The organism is Haloarcula salinisoli (assembly GCF_019599405.1).
GTDB classification, from domain to species: Archaea; Halobacteriota; Halobacteria; order Halobacteriales; family Haloarculaceae; genus Haloarcula; species Haloarcula salinisoli.
Map to the genome: position 1 here is coordinate 449,393 of NZ_RKLQ01000002.1, position 18,808 is coordinate 468,200.

An 18,808-nucleotide genomic window follows, 5' to 3' on the forward strand; every position below is an offset into this window, starting at 1 on the left:
TGGGAGATGCCACGCCGCGAGAGCGATGTCTATCCCAACCTGGAGATGCCCGGGTCCCCGACGCCGGCGGCCGACGCGGGATCGGCCCCGTCGACGACCGAGAGCGCGCCGGCCCCGGAGCCAGCGGGGTCGGGCGGGGAGTTCGACGGGGCGCCTGACGACGAGGAGATGCCCCTGGCCGACCACGTCGAGGAGATGGCCACGCGGCTGTTCATCGTCCTGGCCGTGATGGCCGGGGTCGCCGTCCTCGCCCTGCCGTACTCGGACGAACTCATCAACTTCCTCTGGTACTCCTTCCTCGACGGGCCGGCGGAGAACTGCGCCCGCATCGCCGTCGACGCCGCCCAGGGCGGCCAGGCGGCCGGCCCGTCCGGCGCGGACTGCCCCCACGTTTACAGCCCGCTCGCGCTCCTTCTCGCGCGACTGAAGGTCGCCTCGCTGGTGGGTCTCATCGTTGCTCTGCCCGTCTTCGTCTACCAGACCTATCTGTTCATGCGCCCGGGACTGTACCCCAACGAGCGCCGCTACTACCTGGCCGCGGTGCCGACGAGTCTGGTGCTCGCGGCGGTCGGCGTCGCCTTCGCGTACTTCCTCGTCCTGCGGGCGATGTTCGACTACTTCATCACCTATTCGGACCGCGCCGCCGACCTCGCCTTCGGCCTGAGCGAAACGTTCAACCTCATCATCCTGATGTTGGGCTTTTTCGCCATCGTCTTCCAGATTCCGCTCTTCGTGATGCTGGCCATCATGATGGGTCTCGTGACCCGGCAGTGGCTGGTCCAGCGCCGCCTCTACTTCTGGGGTGCGTTCGCGGCTATCGCCTTCGTCTTCAGCCCGGACCCGACCGGGATGGCGCCGCTGATGGTCGCGGTGACCATGATCGGGCTCTTCGAGGGAACGTTGCTCCTGCTGAAGTGGACCGGCACCAGTTCGCCAATCCCGTCGAGCGAGACCCTGGTGAACCGTCGCCCCTACGCCTACCTCCTCTTTGCGCTCGTCGGCTACGTCCTCAGCCCGCTGCCGGTGCCGACGGGCTACTACGGCGCCCTGCCGAGCGCGCTCACGGGGCCGCTCGCTGCCATCGGCTTCGCCCCGTCTATCGTCGTCGGCGGGGGCATCATCGGCCTGTTCGAGCTGACGGCCTATCTCAACAAGAACTACTACGGCAGCGCGAAGCTGTGGCGCGGCCTCCGCCGGGTCCGGCTGCCGGTCTGGACGGTCGCCATCGTCGTCGGCTACCTCTCGACGCCCGACCCGACGCTGTTCCGGCTGGTCGACCAGTTCGGTCTGCCGCTCTCGGCCGCCGCCGGGACCGCCGTCGCGCTGCTGCTACTCTTCGAGGGCAGCCTGCTCGTCGTCCGGCGCGGGTCGAGTGAGGGTAGCGAGGAATGACAACATTGCTGCTCGTGCGCCACGGCGAGACACACTGGAACCGCGAGGGGCGGGTCCAGGGGTGGGCCGCGACGGGGTTGACCGACCGCGGTCGCGAGCAGGCCCGAGCGCTGGGTGCGTGGCTCGGCGGGGCCCACACTGTCGACCGCGTGCTGTCTTCGGACCTCGAACGGACCCGAGCCACTACCGCGGCTGTCCGCGAGACGGCCGACGGGCTGCCGTCCCCAGCGTTCGACCCGTCGCTCCGCGAGCGCGGGTTCGGCGTCTATCAGGGTTTTCTGGCCGAGGAAATGGCCGACCGCTTCCCCGACCACGACCGCTCGAAGAGCTTTCTCACCCTCGCGGTCGACCCGCTGAACGGGGAGTCCGTCACGGACTTCCGCGACCGCGTCGAGCGCGCCTGGGACGGCCTCACCGACACGGTGGCCGACGGCGAGACGGCCGTCGCCGTCACGCACGGCGGCGTGTTGAAGCTGGTCCGGGCGATACTGACCGCCCGGGACCCGCAGGCGACACTGGCGCAGTCCTCGCCGCCGAACTGTTCGGTCACCGAGGTCGGACTCGACGGGACGCCCGAGCTGGTCCGCTACGGCGCCACGCCGTGGCGCGACTGAGGACGCCGCCCGCTCACTCCGCGCTCGGGTAGTCGGCGTCGAACACGTCGCTCACCACGTCCTCGCCCTGTTCCGCATCTTCGGGGCTCACACTTCCTGTCCGATAGCCGTGTAAATCCAGCGTCACGTGGTCGAAGCCACAGTCCCCGATGTGGTCACGGGCCGCCCGGACGAAGTCGGGGTCGAGCGCCGCCTCTAGCTCGCTCTCGCCCACCTCGATACGCGCCAGCCCGTCGTGGTCCCGGACCCGGAACTGCTCGAAGCCCCAGGTTCGCAGCAGGCGTTCGGCCTTCTCGACGCGGGAGAGGCGTTCCTCGGTCACGGAAAGTCCCGTCGGGATGCGCGATGAGAGACACGCCATCGAGGGTTTGTCGGCCACGGAGAGGTCGTATTCGCGGGCAATCGCCCGGACCTCGTCTTTCTCGATGCCGTGTTCCAGCAGCGGTGAGTAGGCGTCCAGTTCCTCGACGGCGCGCAGCCCCGGCCGGTGGCCCTCGCCGGCGTCGGAGGCGTTGGTGCCGTCACACACCACGTCGATACCGAGTTCGCGGGCGCGGTCGAACATCGCGCCCAGGCGCATCGACCGGCAGTGATAGCAGCGCTGCTCGTCGTTGTCGACGAACTCCTGACTATCGAGTTCGGAGAACTCCACGAGCTCGTGGCGGATGCCGATCTCCTCGGCGACCCGCACCGCGTCGTCGAGTTCCGCCGCGGGCAGGGTCTCGGATTTGGCGGTACAGGCGACGGCGTCCTCGCCCAGCGCGTCGTGGGCCAGCGCCGCCACCACGCTGGAGTCGACGCCCCCGGAGAACGCGACGAGAACGCCGTCCCGGTCGGCGAGGTCCTCGCGAACGGCGGCGACGGTCTCGACAACAGCAGACATACGGTCTGGTACTGGGTGGACGGGCAAAACGCCTTCGCGTCGAACGCCCCGCTCCGTTGACCGGTGTCTTGCACGCGTCATACTGGGGATTTTTAATCTTATGGCATGAAACAAATCGGATAGATGCGGGGTCACTGTTACGCGGTCGCAAGCGGCAAAGGCGGCGTCGGAAAGACGACGACAGCAGTCAATACGGCCACCGAGTTGGCAGGGCGGGGCTACGACGTCGTGGTGGTCGACGCCGACCTCGCGATGACGAACCTGGGTCGGGTCGTCGGCGTCGACCACGAGCCGACGCTACACGACGTGCTGGCCGGCGACGCGTCGCTCGAAGCGGCGATACACGACGACGGTGAGTTCGCCGTCGTTCCGGGCACCGACGATATCGGCAAGATACGGGACGCCGAGCCCGCGGAGCTGCGCCGCGTCATCAAGCGGCTACAGACGGGCTTCGAGGTCGTCATCGTCGACACCGGCGCCGGCGTGGACCACGAGACGATGGTGGGCTGCGGACTGGCCGACGACGTGGTGCTCGTGACGACGCCCGACGAGACGGCGCTGACGGACACGAAAAAGAGCCGGGAGATGGTCGAGACAGTCGACGGCAACGTGCTGGGCGTGGTCGTCACGCGGGTCCCGAACGCGGCCGCGGCGACGTCGGCCGCCGACGAACTGGGGGCCGAGCTGCTCGGTGCGGTGCCCGAGGCCCCCGAGGTCGTCGGCGACGAGCCGGTCGTCACCACGGCCCCGGACTCGGTCGTCGCCGCGGCCTACGGCGACATCGCCGAGCGGCTCACGGCCGCGGTCGACGCCGCGGGCACCGCCGCCGCGGACGAGCAGGCCGTCGGCGACGACTAGAGCGACGAGGCCGTCGTCTCCCGACGGCCCCGTCGATGACGCCGGCCGACCGTATCAGGGCACCACGGGAGGTTTTTTCTCGTCGGCCGCGAATGAGCCGACAGATGGAGCTCGAATCGGTACCGGGTGTCGGGGCGAAGACGGCCGAGGCGTTGCGCGAACTCGACGACCCCGAGCGGGCCCTGAGCGAGGGGGACGTGGCCGCGCTCTCGCGGGCCCCGGGAATCAGCGAGGGCCGGGCTGCCCACATCGCACGCGGCGCGATTCGGGCCGAACACGACGACCCCGGCGGCTTCGCCGCCACACCGCGGACCCGGGAGCTGTACGAGGCGGCGCTGTCCCTGCTCCAGGAGCGCACCGTCACCGACTACGGCGCCAAACGCCTGGAGACGCTGTATCCCAGCGGCGTCCGGAGCCGCATCGACGAGGTCCGGGCGTTCACCGAGCGAGCGCTCGAACGCGAGCCGACGCCCGCGGTCTGCGAGGCGCTTTCTGGCGTCGAACCACTCGTCGAGCCCGGCGACGTGCGGGTCCGGGACCGCTGTCTGGCGACCGGCGACGCCGAGACGTACGCCGCGGCCCAGTCCGCGATTCCGGAGGTGAGCGTCGAACTCGTCGACGACGCCCGCCAGCTCGCCGAGCTGGCCCGCTCCTATGCGACCGTCGTCGTCCTCGACGAGGCCTTCGCCGGCGTCGACGTCGAGGGGGACGTTCGCGTCGAACCCGACGCCCTGGAAGAGCCCGCGTCGGTCGTCCCCGAGCGCGTCCTGACCTTTTTCGCCCGGAACCGCGACGCCGTGCGGGCCGCCGTCGCGGTCCACCGCGAGGCCGACCTCGAGGCCCCCTGTGACCTCGACGCGCTCGCGTCAGCACTCGACCAGCTCGACGAGGACGGTTCGGTCAGGGGCGACGAGGAACTCGACCGGCTCACGACCGCCGTGGACGACCTCGACGCCGCCGTCTCGGCCGCCGAGAGCGTCGCCAACGACCACCTGCGGGCGGCCATCGAGGAGCGGGACGTCACCATCGAGGGGACGGACCTGCTGTCGCTGGTCGAACGGGGCGCGGGCGTGGACTCGCTGCTCGACCGGGAACTGGCCGACGAGTACGCCGCCGCGGTCGACCGGGCGCGGGACCACCTCGTCGACGCGCTCCAGTTGCGTGACACGGAGGCGATGGCCCGCCGGGCGTTCCCCGACGAGCCGACCTACCCGGTCGAACACGAGGAGCGCGTCGTCTCGCGGTTGCGCGAGGAGCTGACCGCGACGCGGGACCGCCGGGCGACCCAGCGCAAACGCGCGATAGCGGACGAACTCGCGTCCGTGCGAGGCGCCGCCCAGGCGCTGGTCGATGCCGCACTCGAACTCGACGTGGAACTCGCCGTCGCCAGATTCGCCGCCGACTTCGAGGCCACGCTACCCGAACTGACCGACGAGCCCGGCTTCGACATCGAGGGCGGTCGGTCGCCGCTGCTCGATGTCCCCTTCGAAGACGTCGAACCCGTCGACTACCGCGTCGACGGCGTCACCGTCCTCTCGGGGGTCAACAGCGGGGGCAAGACCTCGACGCTGGACCTGGTCGCGCTGGTGACCATACTGGCCCACATGGGGCTGCCAGTCCCCGCCGAGTCCGCTCGTGTCGGCCGCATCTCGGAACTCCACTACCACGCCAAGACCCAGGGGACCCTGGACGCGGGCGCCTTCGAGACGACCCTCAGAGACTTCGGCGAACTCGTCACCGACGTGACCGCCGACCGCCCCGTCCTGGTGCTGGTCGACGAACTCGAATCCATCACCGAGCCGGGCGCCGCCGCGACCATCATCGCCGGCATCCTCGAGTCGCTCACCGAGCGGGAGGCCGCCGGCGTCTTCGTCTCCCACCTCGCCGAGGACATCGTCGAGGCCGCCGACGCCGACCTCTCGGTCGACGGAATCCAGGCCGAGGGGCTGGTCGACGGCGAACTCCGGGTGAATCGGTCCCCGGTGAAGGGGGAGCTGGCCCGCTCGACACCGGAGCTCATCGTCGAGAAGCTCGCCGAGGACGGCGACGGGTTCTACGCCGGGTTGCTGGAGAAATTCGAGTAGGGCGAGGCGCCGAACGGAGTGAGGCGCCTCGAGGCGGAGCGGGGAACGGAGTGACCCGCGGAGCAAGCGAGGAATCGACCGCAGGGATATTCCTCGAAAGCGACGCGGTGAGCGAAGCGAACCGCGGAGTAGCGCGAGACGTTCCCGACCGTGTCGGGAACGCCTCGAACGCGAACAGTGAAACCGTAAGCGACAGGGGGAGCGCGGGGCGTCGAACGCTGTGAAGTACCCCGGAAACAGCGACCGGCAGTGCCAGTATCCGGCGCGGTCGCTTTCGGGCTGTAACACCGCTTTCGGCCGACGGTACGAAAAATGGTCGCGAGTCGGTTAGTCGTCGCGTCGGACGGCCAGCAGCGCGGCCGCGACGAGCGCGAGCAGCGCGAGCACGACGGTGAAGCCGGGACCGCTCCCGTCCGTCGTGGCTTCCGGCTCGTCGTCGGTCGGCGTGTCTTCGCTGGCCGTCTCACCGTCCGACGTCGGTCCGTCCTCGTCCGGCGTGTCCGGTGTCGGCGTCCCCGGCGTCGGCGTTCCCGGCGGTTCGATCTGCCCCGGGTCCGTCGCGAAGACTGCGTACTCGGAGAAGCCGTCCGGCTGTGCCTCCAGCACGACTCGGAGGTCGTTCTGTCCGACCACCGTCGTGTCGAGTTCCGACCACTCACCGGTGGTCTCGTCCAGGTGGTAGATCGACAGCTGGTCCGCCGTGACGCCGAGCTCGTCGAGTCGGGACTGCTTGACTCCGATCCGAACGGTCTCGACGCCGTCACTGCTACCGAAGATGAACTCGATGTCAGCCCCGGTGGCGAAGGTCCTGTTCGCGGGGCCTTCTGCCACCGGACCGGTTCGTTCGGTGATTGTGACCGTGGCGCTGAGGTTAGTCTGGCTGGTGAAGCCGACCTCGCTCAGACTCTCGCCATCGATGGGGACGGTCGCGTTGGTCCCCGAGATTCTGGCCGTGACCGTGACGACATCGTCGCCGTCGTCGCCACCACCGACGCTACCGCCACCGCCTGCGTCACTGTCGTCGTCCGGCGAGGACGGGTCGCTCCCGTCCTCACCGCCGGTGTCGGCGTCCACGCTGAAGTCGAGCTGTTCGGACGTCCCGGACGCGAAGGCAGTCGTTTCCGACGCGCCTTCGACCGATACGGTCAGGGTGTCACCGGACTCCTGTTCCTCGGCCGGGACCGAGATTTCGTAGTACCCGTTGGCGCCCGTCGTCGCCGTGTAGCTGTTACCGTCGGGGCCGGTCACAGTGACGGTCGCGTCACTGACTGCGTTGCCGTTCTGGTCGGTAACAGTCCCGAACACCTCGTGTGGCGGACTCGGAACTGCGGTGGCAGTTGCCGGTGCGAACGCTGTGAGCACGACGACTACGACCACCAGATACCGCAAACTCCGTCTCTCCGTACTATTGTGTAGCATGAGTGATGTAACTAAAAATTTGGAATTTGGGTTTGGTGGTTAGTCGACCTGGCGCACCGGTTCACCGAATCCCGGTCCCTCGTTCGGATACTCGGCCTCGGTGTAGACTTCGTCGTCCTCGACGAAGACCCAGTAGGCCTCACCAGGCACGAAGGGCGCGCGGTCGAGGGTCTGGTACTGGTAGCCAGTACCGTCCTGCGCGTAGATGGCCGTCGCGTCACTCAGGGACTCGATAGTGTCGAGTGCGACAGGCTGGGGCTGTACGCCTTCCTGCCAGTGGCCGACGAGGTTCCACCCTTCGGAGAGTGACTGCGCTCCGGGGGTCGCTTCCTCGGCCGAGCCACCGGTCGGGACGTTGTTGACGTTGACGTCAGCAACGGCCTCGGAGTTCAGGGTCACGATGTACCCCTGGCCGCCTTCGAGTTCGGTGAAGTCGTTCTCGCTCGCGTCGGGGTTGTAGGACTCCCACGAACCCGACTCGTAGGTCCAGATGACCTCGATGTTGTCCGACCCGACCTGACTCTCCAGTTCACTCACGTCGAGCGTGCCGGAGGCGGCCGGGACGGAGACGAAGTTCTGGCCCTCGTCGAGGTCGAGCTTGGTGGTGTGGACCACCGTGGAGCCCTGTGGCGTGTCACCGTCACCGTGGGCCTCGAAGAGTTCGCCGGACTCGTAGCTGACTTCCGGACTGTCGCCGGTCTGGAAGTTCGCCGGTGCTCGCAGCACCACGACGTTGTCTTGGGTCCTCACGACGTCGGCTTCCGTACCGCCGACGGTGAAGGTCGGCGTCTCACCGAACGCTTCGACGACGGGCTCGTCGAACGAGACGGCGATGGCCGTTCCTCCCCCGTTCGCGTTCACGATGTACGCGTCGGTGACGCTCGGATCCTTCTCGTCGACGACGACGTCGACGAAGTCGAAGCCGGAGTTACCGGCACCGTCCTGACCGCTCGCGGACAGCTCGTACTCCCCGTCACGCGGCGCGTCGTAGGTCGTCTCGTAGGTGTAGGAGCCGTCGTCGTTCTCCGTCGCGGAGAAGTTCTCGATGGTGAGCTCCGTCTCCGAGTTGTCCGAGACACCGGGGAAGACGTCCTCGACGAAGACGGGCTCGAGGAAGATGCCCTCGGGTGCGGTCGTGCTCTCCGTGTCGATATCGAGGTCCAGACTGCTGAGCTGTTCGCTGGACTCGACGGTGATGTCAAGCACCGAGTCGGAGTCGCCGCGCTCGACGGACATATCGAGCACGGGGTCGACGTTGTCGCCCAGCGCGATGGACGTCCGTGCGATGTCGTTACCGACGGCGTCGTACGCGCCGTCCGCGAGGACGGCTATCTTGTCGCTACCGATCTCGTTGCTCGCGACGTCGGCATCGAGGGTGATAATCGCCGTCGTGGAACCGGCGGTGTGATCGACGCTCTCGACGGCGGACGCGCCGCCGGCGGTGTTGTTGACGTAGGCGAAGTCACTCGCGTTCAGCGCGCCGGTCGCGTCCGCGTTCGCGAACGCCGACTCGTCGAACTCGACCGTGACCTGGTCCGAGTCGACCTCCGCCTGGAGGCCGGTGAACTCGATGGTCGAACGGTCCGTGACGTCGGCCTCGTTGTCGACGTCGTTACCGACGAGGTCGGTGACGTCGGACGTCGAGACACTGGCCGCGCTATCGTCGAAGTCAGCGGCGGTGAGGTCGTCGGCGAGTTCGAGGCGGTACTCGTTGTCTCCCAGGTCCTCGACCTCGTCGACGGTGATGTCGGTGCCGTCACCGGCCGTGACCGCGATGTCGAATTCGTTGAAGTAGCCGACCTCCTCGTCGAAGGTGACGTAGACGTCGCTCGTCCCCGCGTCGGCCTGTGCCGAGTCGATGGACGGCGCGTCGGTGTCCTTGGTCACCGTCGTCGAGGCGTCTTCCGTGTTCCCGCCCGCGTCGGTGCGGGTCACGTCGATGGTGACCGTGCCGTCGTCGAGGTCACTGACGTTGAAGTCGGACGGCGTTCCCTGACCGTCGAAGCTGACGAACGTGTCGCTCGCACCGACAGGGACGTCGGTCTGTGACACAGCGGTGCCGTTGGGTCCGGTGAGCGTCACGTCGACGCTGCCGGGTTCGGCGGTACGCAGGTCGAGGTCCACCGAGTAGCTATCAGCGTTCTGGATGTTGACGTCACCAGCGGTGATGAACGGTGCGTCGGGGGCCGTGGTGTCCGAAAGCGGGACGCCGGCGACGCTCACGTAGCTGTCAGCGTCGTCGGAGTCCACGATGGCGTTTTCACGCACGCCGATGAGGTCGCTGCCGAGGTCGTTACTCCCCACGTCGTTGTTCAGACGGAGCGTCGCCGTCTCGATAGCCTGGTCGCCCTCGCTATCCTCGACGAACGTCTCGTCGATCACTGCGTCGACCGCCGAGGCGTCGCCCTCTCTGACGTCTTCGTAGGTGAAGTCGTCGGCGCTGAGGTCGCCGTCAGCGGCGTCGACCGGGTCCGAGAAGGTGACGGTAACCGTGTCGTCGGCCGCGTCGGTCTCGGTGGTCATCGACGGCGTCTCGGCGTTGACCGTGAACTGCACGCTGGTGTCACCCAGGTTGCCCTGGTTGTCGGCTGCCTCCACGTCGAAGACGAGGTCACCGTCTTCGGGGTACTCGATACCGGCATCGCCGGGGGTGAACGTGAGCGTGTTGCTCTGACCGTCCCAGCTCACACCGTCGCTTTCGATGCCCTCGTTGGACAGGAGAACATCGTTTTCGGCGCTGTCGCGGAGGTGGATGACCGTCAGTTCGGCCGAGTCCTCGTCGACGCCGGTGGTGTCGTCAGCGATCGCGCTGGTCGCCGGGTTGTCGTCGATGTCGATGCTGAACGTCGACTCCGTACTCGACGTGTCGAGCTCAGGACTCGAGAACTCCGGTGCCGTCGTGTCGACGCGGACGTTCTCGCCGTCCTGGCTGATGGTGTTGGTGTTGCTCACTTCGTCGGTCGCGACGACCTGAATCGCGTACGTGCTGTCTTCGACCGCCGAGCCGTCAGCGCCCTCACTGGAACTGTCGAAGTCAGTCAGGTCGAGCGTGACCGTCTTCTTGGTCCCGTCGTCGACGTAATCGCTATCCTGGATGCCCCAGGTGTAGGTCGCACTATCGTCGCTGTCGACGAGCTGAATCTGGGCGATGTCCGGGAACTCGTCGGTGTACTCGTAGCCGACCTGGAGCGTCTCCGTGGTCGGGTCACTGATGGTGACTTCCTCGGCCGGGACAGGGATACTGCCCTCCGGGTCGGTCGTGTCGACGGTCACGGAGTCGCTCTGTCCATCGGCACCGTCGTTACCGAGCGCGTCCGCGGCCGTATCGAGCGTGATGGTGTACTCGCCGTCAGTTTCGGCGGTGTAGGTCGCCGTGTAGGTGTACGAACCATCGTCGTTCCGGGTCTCAGTGAACTGTTCGTCAGTGAGCGTAAGCGTGGCGTTCTCGGCCCCGCTCACCGTCGCCTCGACGGTTTCGAGTTGCTCGTTGGAGCCGAAGGTCACCTCGACGCCCGAGTCGCTCGTCGGGTCGTCGTTGGTGATTTCGTACCCGCTAACCGACGGCACGTCGCCGTCGATGGTGAGGGTCGTCGCTTCGTCGTAGTCAGCAACGGCCGAGGGGTACTCGCTTCCTTCGGCGACGTAGACTGTGTAGTCACCGTTCCCGTCGGAGACGTACTCACTCGTCACGAACGAAGTCGAGCCCTCTCCGGTTTCAGCGTCGGAAGTAACGGTGGCGATCTGTTCGTCCTGGGTTATCTCGTCGTCGCCGTCACTGTCGATGGCGAAACTGAGGTCGTTTCCTGCGTTCCCTGCCTGTGCGCTGACTGTGACACTCACGTCCCCTGCTGGGTTCGGGTTCACAGAGAGTTCGTTCGCGGCTGCGGCCGCACTCCCGCTCAGTGCTACGGTCGCTCCGAAGACGGAGACGACCATGAGCACCGAGAGGAAGACGGCGCGCAACTTCTCGTGGCTATTGCTTGTCATATCGTAGTTGTCGTATAATCGCGATTGTTCGTCAGCCGACACCTTCCCGAAGCGGCGCGCGGAGCACCGGACTGCCTATCAGTCCATGTCATAGTACTCTTGGAGCACCTCTTCGAGCTTCTCCGAGACGTTCTGTCCCTCAGCGACGGCGTCACTGCGCACCTGTCGCCAGACGTCACGGTCGACCTCGATAGTCGTCCGTGTCGTGGCGCTGTCGTCCCCACCGTCATCTGAGGCTGTCATTGTCGTTCCCATACCCTTCCATTACCTTCTGGTTGGTTCCGGTGACTACTGCAGCGTTCAGTAGCACCTCGTGTATGCCATTGGGACAACAATAATTAAATCTACTGGTGGTATATGCTTATGGTACTGGTTAGTAGTATGTGGGCATATTGGATTCAAAACGGTCTATAACGGCGGTTTATTGTCGGAGCGTGTGCGGCCGAATAGGCCGATATTGGGGAGATGTTTTATTTTGGAGTTCGAATATGTAAATACAAAATCCATCTCTGCCTCTCATGGTCCTCTCCGATTCAGACCCGCCGAAAACCGAGGCCGAGACTACGGACTGTTCACGTCGACGGGGCCGGCACCGACCGGCGTGTCCGACGAAATCACTGGCCGGGGACGGGCGACGCTCCGCGGGCGTGAACGATGCGGTCGGGACCAGGCGGGGTTCGGTGTCGTGGCCGGAGACTCGGAGCCTGTCGTGCGTTTGTGTATAGTATATACTTATAGAATCAGGAAGGATATATGCCAGCCTTCGGAACAGGTGCCCATACCGAACAGGTCATCGCATGAAGCTAGTAACACCGACAGATTTCGATATACTCGCTGTACTCTCCGACGGCAAGCGAAACAACGCAGTCAATATCGCACACGAGCTGGACCGGAACAGGGCCTACATCAACACGCGGCTCCCGGTGCTGAAAGACTACGGCCTGGTCGAGACAATCGGTCCGGCACCCACGAGCGGGCTCTACGAGATCACCGACAAGGGACGTGTCGCCGCCGCGAACCAATCGGTCTACGAGGACGACGAGACGGATTTCGAGGCGTTTCTCGATGCGGAGTGTGGGGCGGACGGGGACGCGTAGCCTGGTACAGCGCGCCGAATTGCTCTCAGTGTCACCTGCGGCGTGACGCGAACCCCTGTCCCGCCGTGTGAGTTTACTCGGTCTGCTGGTCGAGTTCCTCGATTGCGTCCAGCGCCAGGTTGATGTCCTCTTTCGCTGCCTCCAGGGACTGCCGTATGTTTTCGAGATTCCGATTCCCGAATCCGTCGTACTTTCGCTCTGTAGACGTCTGCTGGTACTGGAACAGACTCGACTGCGTAGCGACGTCGTTACACGACTGCGATGCAGTGAGCAACGACACCGAAACAATCCACAGTAACTCCTCGGACGTCGTTTCTCCCCTGTCTACCTCCCCCGCGGTATCCCTTGCCGACTTAACCTTTCCACCCATTGCGTATCAGGTCTGGGGTATTACAAGAACAAAATAGTTTGCATCGAATCATATGTTCAGGTAGGGGAGTCATACTTTGGCATTAGAGGCCGTACAGCTCAAAAATATACTCCTGAATGAATGCAAAAATAACTAATAGAAACGGATTACACAGTGGCACGAACTGTCTGTTCTCTGAGTTAAATGTGCTGGTACCGATACGGTAGCTGTGTGGCTGATGTCGACTGCCGCCAATTCGCTGTCGCGACTGACCGTCCTCACCGCGTTCACTGTCAGTTTCACTTTCACTATCGGTGGCAAATGGTTAAGTGGGCAGCGAAGCTCGGTGAAAGTGATGAGTGATAATCCTGAGGAGGACATGCTGGGCTGGGACGAGTCCGTCTTCAGGGACGAACACGTCTTCGAGATAGACTGGCTGCCGGAGACGTTCAAACACCGCGAGACCCAGATGGAGACGCTGAAGTACGCGCTCCGCCCCGCAGTCCGGGGGTCTCGCCCGCTGAACGTCATCGCCCGGGGCCCGCCCGGCACTGGCAAGACCACCTCGACCCAGATTCTCTTCGACGAGCTGACCGCCCAGACGGACGTTCAGGCGGTGCGGGTCAACTGCCAGGTCGACTCGACGCGGTATGCGGTGTTCTCACGGCTCTTTGCCGAAATCTTCGACTACGAACCCCCCTCGTCGGGCATCTCCTTCAAGAAGCTGTTCTCCCAGATAACGGACAAGCTCGTCGAGGAAGACGAGGTGCTCGTCGTGGCGCTGGACGACGTGAACTACCTCTTCTACGAATCGGAGGCCAGTGACACGCTGTACTCCCTTCTCAGAGCACACGAGGCCCACTCGGGCGCCCGCGTCGGTGTCATCTGTGTCTCCTCGGACCTCGAACTCGACGTCATCGAGGAGCTCGACACCCGCGTGCAGTCGGTGTTCCGGCCCGAAGAGGTCTACTTCAACAAGTACGGGCAGGCCGAAATCGTCGATATCCTCGACGAGCGCGTCGAGCGCGGGTTCAACGAGGGCGTCGTCGGCACCCAGGTACTGGACCGCGTCGCCGAACTCACCGCCGAGCAGGGCGGCGACCTGCGGGTGGGTATCGACCTCCTGCGGCGGGCCGGGATGAACGCCGAGATGCGCGCCTCCCGCTCTGTCGAGCTGGAAGACGTCGAGTCGGCCTACGACAAGTCCAAGTACGTCCACCTCTCGCGTCGACTGCGGGAACTCTCGGATTCCGAGCGGGCGCTGGTCGAGGTCATCGCCGAGCACGACGGCAAGCAGGCCGGCGACATCTACGACGCGTTCAACGACGCCAGCGGCCTCGGGTACACTCGCTACTCCGAGATAATCAACAAGCTCGACCAGCTTGGCATCATCGACGCCGACTACACCGAAGTGGAGGGTCGCGGGCGCTCCCGGCAGCTGACGCTCAACTACGACGCCGACGCGGTGCTGGAACGGCTGTGAATCCGGCCGAGATTTTAAGTACGAATCCGTGGCCAGGCCCGGCTTACCATGCACCGGCGAGCGTATCTCACAGCGCTGGGGGCTGCTGCCGCGGCCGTCAGCGGCTGTAGCGAGGGCGACAGTACAGGGACGGCGACCACGACCGACACGGCGGCCGACGGGACAGCCACGCCGACCGAGCGGGGCACTGCGACGCCCGAACAGCCCGACCCGGACCCGACGCCGAGCGTGACCGACGCCGGGCTGTTGCTGGACCGGGGCGAGTACGCGACCCTCGGCGACATCGACAGCGTCGGTCAGGGCGGCCCACTCGTCGTCGGGGTCGAGTACGACCTTCCGGCCAGCGAGGGCAGTGCGCGCGGGCTCGTCGAAACGCGTGTGTTCGACGACCAGGGCACTCGCCTCGAAACCAACACCACCGAGGTGGACGTCGTCGCCGACGGCGACAGTGTGAGCCGACGTGCCTGGTTCGCGTTCGACACAATCGACTGGGAGCAGGGCAGCTACACCGCCGAGGTGCTGGTCAACTCCGATAGCTACGGGACGACGGCGTCGACAGAGGTGGCGTTCGACATCGTCGAACCGCTGGGTGAAGGCGAGGCCGAGATGTTCCTCGCCGAGTTCCCGGACGACGCCGTCGCACGGGAGAATTTCGACTGGACACTCGGCTTCCGGAATCTGAGTGACCGCGACAGCAGCGTCGTCACCGGCATCGTCACACTCGACCCCGCCGGCGCTGACCCAGTCGCACTCGATTCCCCGTACCGCGAGAACGTTCCGGCCGGCGGGGCGATTCAGGTCGAAAAAACGGATTTCGGGATCAACCGGCCGGGCACGTACACCTACGAGATTGCACGGATAGACGCGGACGTTACCTTCACTATCGGTCCGCCGGAGTGACGACGATCGCTGCTCGATGGTCGTCTCGACCCACCGAACGCCGTAGTCGGCGCTGTCCGGCGCTGCAATCGGGAGTGCCAGGACCGTGGCGGCTGGCACCGAAACCGGGTACGGACGCCAGGACCGTGGCGCCCGACTGGAGAACCGTGTCCCGACCGCCGGCAGTTCAGGCCCGCCCGTTCAGCGGGCAGTTGAAGTAGTTCGGCGGGCCGAAGCCGGGGCGGTTCAGCTCCGTCTCGATGTAGTCGGCCTCGAGCACCGCCGCCGCCGTCGTCAGCGGCGCGTCCTCGTTGAACGCCTCGACGTCGGTGACCTCGGCGCTGAAGTGCGTCCACTGGCCGCCGTTCCAGTCCCGGTCGCCCGGCGCGGCCTCCGAGACGAACGGCGAGGCCTGGGCGTCACTGACGTCGTCGCGGGCGACCAGGGATTTCTCCCCGTCGTGCAGGAAGTATATTCTGTCCTCGGGGTCGGGCCGGTCGTCGAGGACGTTCACGACGTTCGTCCGCCACAACTCGCCGTTAGCGTACACACGGCCGAACGACTTGCCGTTGTCACTCTTGTCGTTGCCCTTGCCGGCAGCCGCGCTGCCGACCGTTCCGAATCCGGCCGCGGCCACCGCGAGCCCCGCACCGGTCTTGACGATACTCCGTCTGGTTGGGTTCGAATCGTCCATGCTCCGCGTGGAACGGCGAACGGGTGGCTAAAGGCCGTTTTTCGAACTCCAACTCGACTCTCTTCCGGGTCCGGACCAACTCCGTTCCAAAACTCACGCCAGCTGCTCGATGGTCTTCTCGGCCCACCGGACGGCGTAGTCGGCCCCGTGGTCCTCGTAGGCCGCCGTATCGAGCGCCGCGAATGGTGCGGGCAGTTCCAGGTCGTGTTTGACGGCGCTGCAGGCCAGCTCCGCGGCGGCCGCGAAGTCGGTCTGGCCGCGGGCGACCTCGCCCGGGAGGTCCGACAGGCGCGGTCGCAGCCGCTCGCCGGCGTCGGCCCAGGCGTCGTAGCAGTCGGGGTAGTCGTCGGCCCACGTCTCGAAGGCCACGCGGGTCTGCAACCCGAGGTAGGCGTCGTACAGCGCCACGGCGAGCTGGTAAGTGCCCGTCGGCCCGACGTGTGGGTCGGTGACAGCCGCGAGGTGCCGGTAGCGGTCGCCGAAGAACGAGACGAACTGTTCGGGCTCGCCGAGGCTCGTCTCGACGATGGCCTCGGCGACGAGGAAGTCCACGAAGGATTCCGGGGAGGTCTCCAGTCGCGGTTTGACGATGACACAGGCCGGCTCGGTCTGGGTGGTCCAGGCGACGCCGCCGTCGCCGGGCAGGCCGACGGTGAAGTCCCCGCCGACGTAGCGCTGGAGCTGTGCCGGCGCGCTGTCGGGGAGCCACGACGGGTCGAGTGTGAGTGGGTCGACCGAGTCGGTGACCAGCAGGAGGTCCTCGGCCGCCGCTGGGTCCAGCGTCTCGAAGTCCGTCGCCGCGTTCAGGACGACGACGTCGGGGGCGTACGCGTCCCGGACCGCTGTGACGTCCCCGTCTACGGCGCGCTCGCTGAACATCTACGCCGAGAACACGATGAGGTTCGCGATGATAGCGACCGAGAGCAGTGCGGAGACAGCGATGGTACCCAGGACGATTTTCGTTGCCGTACTCATGTGGATGGCTATCGCAGGCCGGACATTAAACCTTGAGAAAGCCGCCAGGCTCGCGGCTGTTTCTCACTCCTCGCGGTCCTCGAAGGTCCCCTGTGGCACGGCGTCGTCGTCGCTGCCGGGCGCGGTGTCCTCGTTGTCCTGCGGGGTGGCGTACTCGCGGACGTACGCGAGCAGTTCCTCGGGCGTCGTCTCGACGCCCTGCCGGGCGAAGAAGTTCGAGATGTTGCGACAGTCCCGTTCGAGGAACTCGTCGGCGTTGGGGTGATGGATCGTCACCGCCTGTCCGAGGTCGATGATGTACAGCTGCCCCTCGTGGAAGACGATGTTGTACTCCGAGAAGTCGCCATGTACCAGCCCGGCGTCGTAGAGCCGCCGGAGGTACTCCTTGACGACCTCGTACGCTGTATCTGGATTCTCGATGTGGACCTCGCTCAGACGCTTCGCTCTCCCGTCCTCGGTCCCCAGATACTCCATCACGAGGACGTTGCGCTCGACCGCGATGGGCTTCGGGGTGCGGACGCCGGCCCGGCGGGCCCGCTTGAGGTTCGAGGACTCCTTGCGGACCCACGCGGTGACGACCTTCTTCTTGTCCGAGCCGATGCCCTCGAAGCGCGGGTCGCCGTCGAGGTAGCCCCGCATGTCGGTGAAGTCGGAGGCGTTGATGCGGTAGACCTTGACCGCGACCTCGTGGTCACCGGAGAGGGCGGTGTAGACGTTGGCTTCCTTGCCCGTCGAGATGGGGCCGCCGAAGGCGTCGATGTGGCCGTCCTGGACGAGCTTGTATAAGGCGCCGTAGGTGGCGTCGTCGAAGACGCTGGCCTCGACCTTGAACTGGTCTGCGTCCTTGATTCGCTTGCGGAACTCGCTGAACTCGCGGTCCCGCTTGCGGGCGATGCGGTCGGCGTCAGTGTCGCTGACGTCTATCTCCTCCCACTCGTCGCCGACACCGTCGACCTCCTCGGTCTCGAGCAGCCCGAAATCGTCCTCGCTGTCGGTCACGTCGGGGCCTCCGTCGACGCTGTGGCGCGGTGCATTCGGCGCTACTCCTTGATGTGGCCCTCCTCGCGGAGCTGGTCGGCGTCCTGTTTCTCGTAGCGCCAGGTGATGTCGGCCTTCTCGTCTTGCCAGTCCCACGGCTCGACGAGGACGACGTCGTCCTCGCGAATCCAGATGCGTTTCTGCATCTTGCCCGGAATCCGGGCTGTGCGTTCCACGCCGTCCATACAGCGTACTTTCACACGATTCGCCCCGAGCATGTTGGTGACGACGGCGAACACCTCGCTGTCGTCCGGCATCCGCAGGTCCTTCCGGCCCTCGTTGTCGCTCATACGCGGGTGTTCGGTCCCGGGAGGGTTAAGTTTTGTACGATTGGCTGCGGCGCGAGCAGTGGCGCAGGGCCCGCCGAGAAGTGGCAAGGCCCAAGACCCGGCCAGCAGAACGGTCGCCAATGACATTGACACTGCCGGCTGACGCCGCTGCGTGGGCCGACGTGTGGCGCGACCGTATCAACGACAGCGAGGCGTTCGCGGCTGCCGCCGCCGATTTCGAGGCTACCTTCCGCTTCGAGATACAGGCCGACGAGCGCTACGACGGTGAGCCTGTTCGCATCCTCGTCACGCTCGCCGACGGCGCCTGTACCGACACCGCACTCGTCGACGGCGACGCCGACTACGACTTCGCCATGCGTGGCCCCTACGACGCGTGGGCAGACCTGCTCTCGGGCGAGCTCGACGTCTCCGAATCCGTGATGGACGGCACCTTCGACGTGGTCGGCAACACGATGACGCTGATGCGTCGCCAGGATGCCATCTCCGAGATGGTCGGGGCCGCCCAGTCAATCGACACCCAGTTCGAGTACTGAGCGTCGCCGCAGCGCGGCACCGCAGCCGCGCTGTGGGCGGGTCTGGACGGCACGACAGCCGTACAGGACGCCACTTCAGCGCGGCACCGCAGCCGCCCGGACCCGCTGTCCCGTGCGGCTGCCCTGCCGCCCGGACCCGCTGTCCCGTGCGGCTGCCCTGCCGCCCGGACCCGCTGTCCCGTGCGGCTGCCCTGCCGCCCGGACCCGCTGTCCCGTGCGGCTGCCCTGCCGCC

At 66.0% G+C, this 18,808-nt stretch carries 18 protein-coding genes; 8 read left to right on the plus strand and 10 right to left on the minus strand.

The window, feature by feature from the left end:
• Window positions 1-6: 6 nt before the first annotated feature.
• Both tatC and EGD98_RS11440 read left to right on the plus strand, forming a co-directional pair.
• Complete coding sequence (gene tatC / locus EGD98_RS11435) at window positions 7-1,392, plus strand: twin-arginine translocase subunit TatC (protein WP_236039525.1); 1,386 nt, start codon at window positions 7-9, stop codon at window positions 1,390-1,392.
• Window positions 1,389-2,006, plus strand: a complete 618-nt coding sequence (locus EGD98_RS11440) for a histidine phosphatase family protein (RefSeq protein WP_220588502.1) — start codon at window positions 1,389-1,391, stop codon at window positions 2,004-2,006. Before tatC ends, EGD98_RS11440 begins: the two co-directional genes overlap by 4 nt.
• 13 nt (window positions 2,007-2,019) lie before the next feature.
• Here EGD98_RS11440 and larE read toward each other — a convergent pair whose 3' ends face one another.
• Window positions 2,020-2,889, minus strand: coding sequence for an ATP-dependent sacrificial sulfur transferase LarE (gene larE, locus EGD98_RS11445; RefSeq protein ID WP_220588503.1), 870 nt, complete (start codon window positions 2,887-2,889; stop codon window positions 2,020-2,022).
• Between the two features lie 123 nt (window positions 2,890-3,012).
• On the opposite strand from larE, the gene EGD98_RS11450 reads away from it, so the two are divergent.
• Complete coding sequence (locus EGD98_RS11450) at window positions 3,013-3,747, plus strand: MinD/ParA family ATP-binding protein (RefSeq protein ID WP_220588504.1); 735 nt, start codon at window positions 3,013-3,015, stop codon at window positions 3,745-3,747.
• A 104-nt stretch (window positions 3,748-3,851) separates the two neighbouring features.
• A complete protein-coding gene (locus EGD98_RS11455) occupies window positions 3,852-5,831 on the plus strand; it encodes a MutS-related protein (RefSeq protein WP_220588505.1) in 1,980 nt (659 codons plus the stop codon).
• Window positions 5,832-6,158: 327 nt separating this feature from the next.
• On the opposite strand, the gene EGD98_RS11460 is transcribed toward EGD98_RS11455, so the two are convergent.
• The 3 genes from EGD98_RS11460 to EGD98_RS11470 form a co-directional block, all read right to left on the minus strand.
• Window positions 6,159-7,250: a PGF-CTERM sorting domain-containing protein gene (locus tag EGD98_RS11460; RefSeq protein ID WP_220588506.1), complete on the minus strand. Its 1,092-nt coding sequence runs from the start codon at window positions 7,248-7,250 to the stop codon at window positions 6,159-6,161.
• Window positions 7,251-7,289: 39 nt separating this feature from the next.
• A complete protein-coding gene (locus EGD98_RS11465) occupies window positions 7,290-11,237 on the minus strand; it encodes a surface glycoprotein (protein ID WP_220588507.1) in 3,948 nt (1,315 codons plus the stop codon).
• A gap of 78 nt (window positions 11,238-11,315) precedes the next feature.
• On the minus strand, window positions 11,316-11,480 hold the full coding sequence (locus EGD98_RS11470; protein ID WP_220588508.1) for a ribbon-helix-helix protein, CopG family: 165 nt from the start codon (window positions 11,478-11,480) through the stop codon (window positions 11,316-11,318).
• A gap of 554 nt (window positions 11,481-12,034) precedes the next feature.
• On the opposite strand from EGD98_RS11470, the gene EGD98_RS11475 reads away from it, so the two are divergent.
• Entirely contained in the window at window positions 12,035-12,334 is a 300-nt protein-coding gene (locus EGD98_RS11475; protein ID WP_220588509.1) for a winged helix-turn-helix domain-containing protein, read from the plus strand.
• A 73-nt stretch (window positions 12,335-12,407) separates the two neighbouring features.
• On the opposite strand, the gene EGD98_RS11480 is transcribed toward EGD98_RS11475, so the two are convergent.
• Window positions 12,408-12,704 carry a hypothetical protein gene (locus EGD98_RS11480; RefSeq protein ID WP_220588510.1) on the minus strand — a complete coding sequence of 99 codons (297 nt, stop codon included), beginning with the start codon at window positions 12,702-12,704 and terminating at the stop codon, window positions 12,408-12,410.
• A gap of 334 nt (window positions 12,705-13,038) precedes the next feature.
• Between EGD98_RS11480 and EGD98_RS11485 the strand changes: the two genes are divergently transcribed.
• Together EGD98_RS11485 and EGD98_RS11490 are read left to right on the plus strand one after the other, a co-directional pair.
• Window positions 13,039-14,166 (plus strand): ORC1-type DNA replication protein, encoded by a 1,128-nt coding sequence (locus EGD98_RS11485; protein ID WP_220588511.1) that lies wholly within the window; start codon window positions 13,039-13,041, stop codon window positions 14,164-14,166.
• Between the two features lie 48 nt (window positions 14,167-14,214).
• Entirely contained in the window at window positions 14,215-15,066 is an 852-nt protein-coding gene (locus EGD98_RS11490; protein ID WP_220588512.1) for a hypothetical protein, read from the plus strand.
• A gap of 166 nt (window positions 15,067-15,232) precedes the next feature.
• Here the strand turns inward: EGD98_RS11490 and EGD98_RS11495 are convergent, their stop codons facing one another.
• The 5 genes from EGD98_RS11495 to eif1A form a co-directional block, all read right to left on the minus strand.
• Window positions 15,233-15,739, minus strand: coding sequence for a hypothetical protein (locus EGD98_RS11495; RefSeq protein WP_220588513.1), 507 nt, complete (start codon window positions 15,737-15,739; stop codon window positions 15,233-15,235).
• Window positions 15,740-15,832: 93 nt separating this feature from the next.
• Window positions 15,833-16,618, minus strand: coding sequence for a DUF7089 family protein (locus EGD98_RS11500; protein ID WP_220588514.1), 786 nt, complete (start codon window positions 16,616-16,618; stop codon window positions 15,833-15,835).
• Window positions 16,619-16,714, minus strand: a complete 96-nt coding sequence (locus EGD98_RS21285; RefSeq protein ID WP_425433350.1) for a hypothetical protein — start codon at window positions 16,712-16,714, stop codon at window positions 16,619-16,621.
• Between the two features lie 63 nt (window positions 16,715-16,777).
• A complete protein-coding gene (rio1, locus tag EGD98_RS11505; protein WP_220588515.1) occupies window positions 16,778-17,713 on the minus strand; it encodes a serine/threonine-protein kinase Rio1 in 936 nt (311 codons plus the stop codon).
• Window positions 17,714-17,754: 41 nt separating this feature from the next.
• Window positions 17,755-18,042, minus strand: coding sequence for a translation initiation factor eIF-1A (gene eif1A / locus EGD98_RS11510; protein WP_220588516.1), 288 nt, complete (start codon window positions 18,040-18,042; stop codon window positions 17,755-17,757).
• Between the two features lie 119 nt (window positions 18,043-18,161).
• Here eif1A and EGD98_RS11515 point away from each other — a divergent pair, with 119 nt between their 5' ends.
• Entirely contained in the window at window positions 18,162-18,575 is a 414-nt protein-coding gene (locus EGD98_RS11515; protein ID WP_220588517.1) for an SCP2 sterol-binding domain-containing protein, read from the plus strand.
• Window positions 18,576-18,808 lie beyond the last annotated feature (233 nt).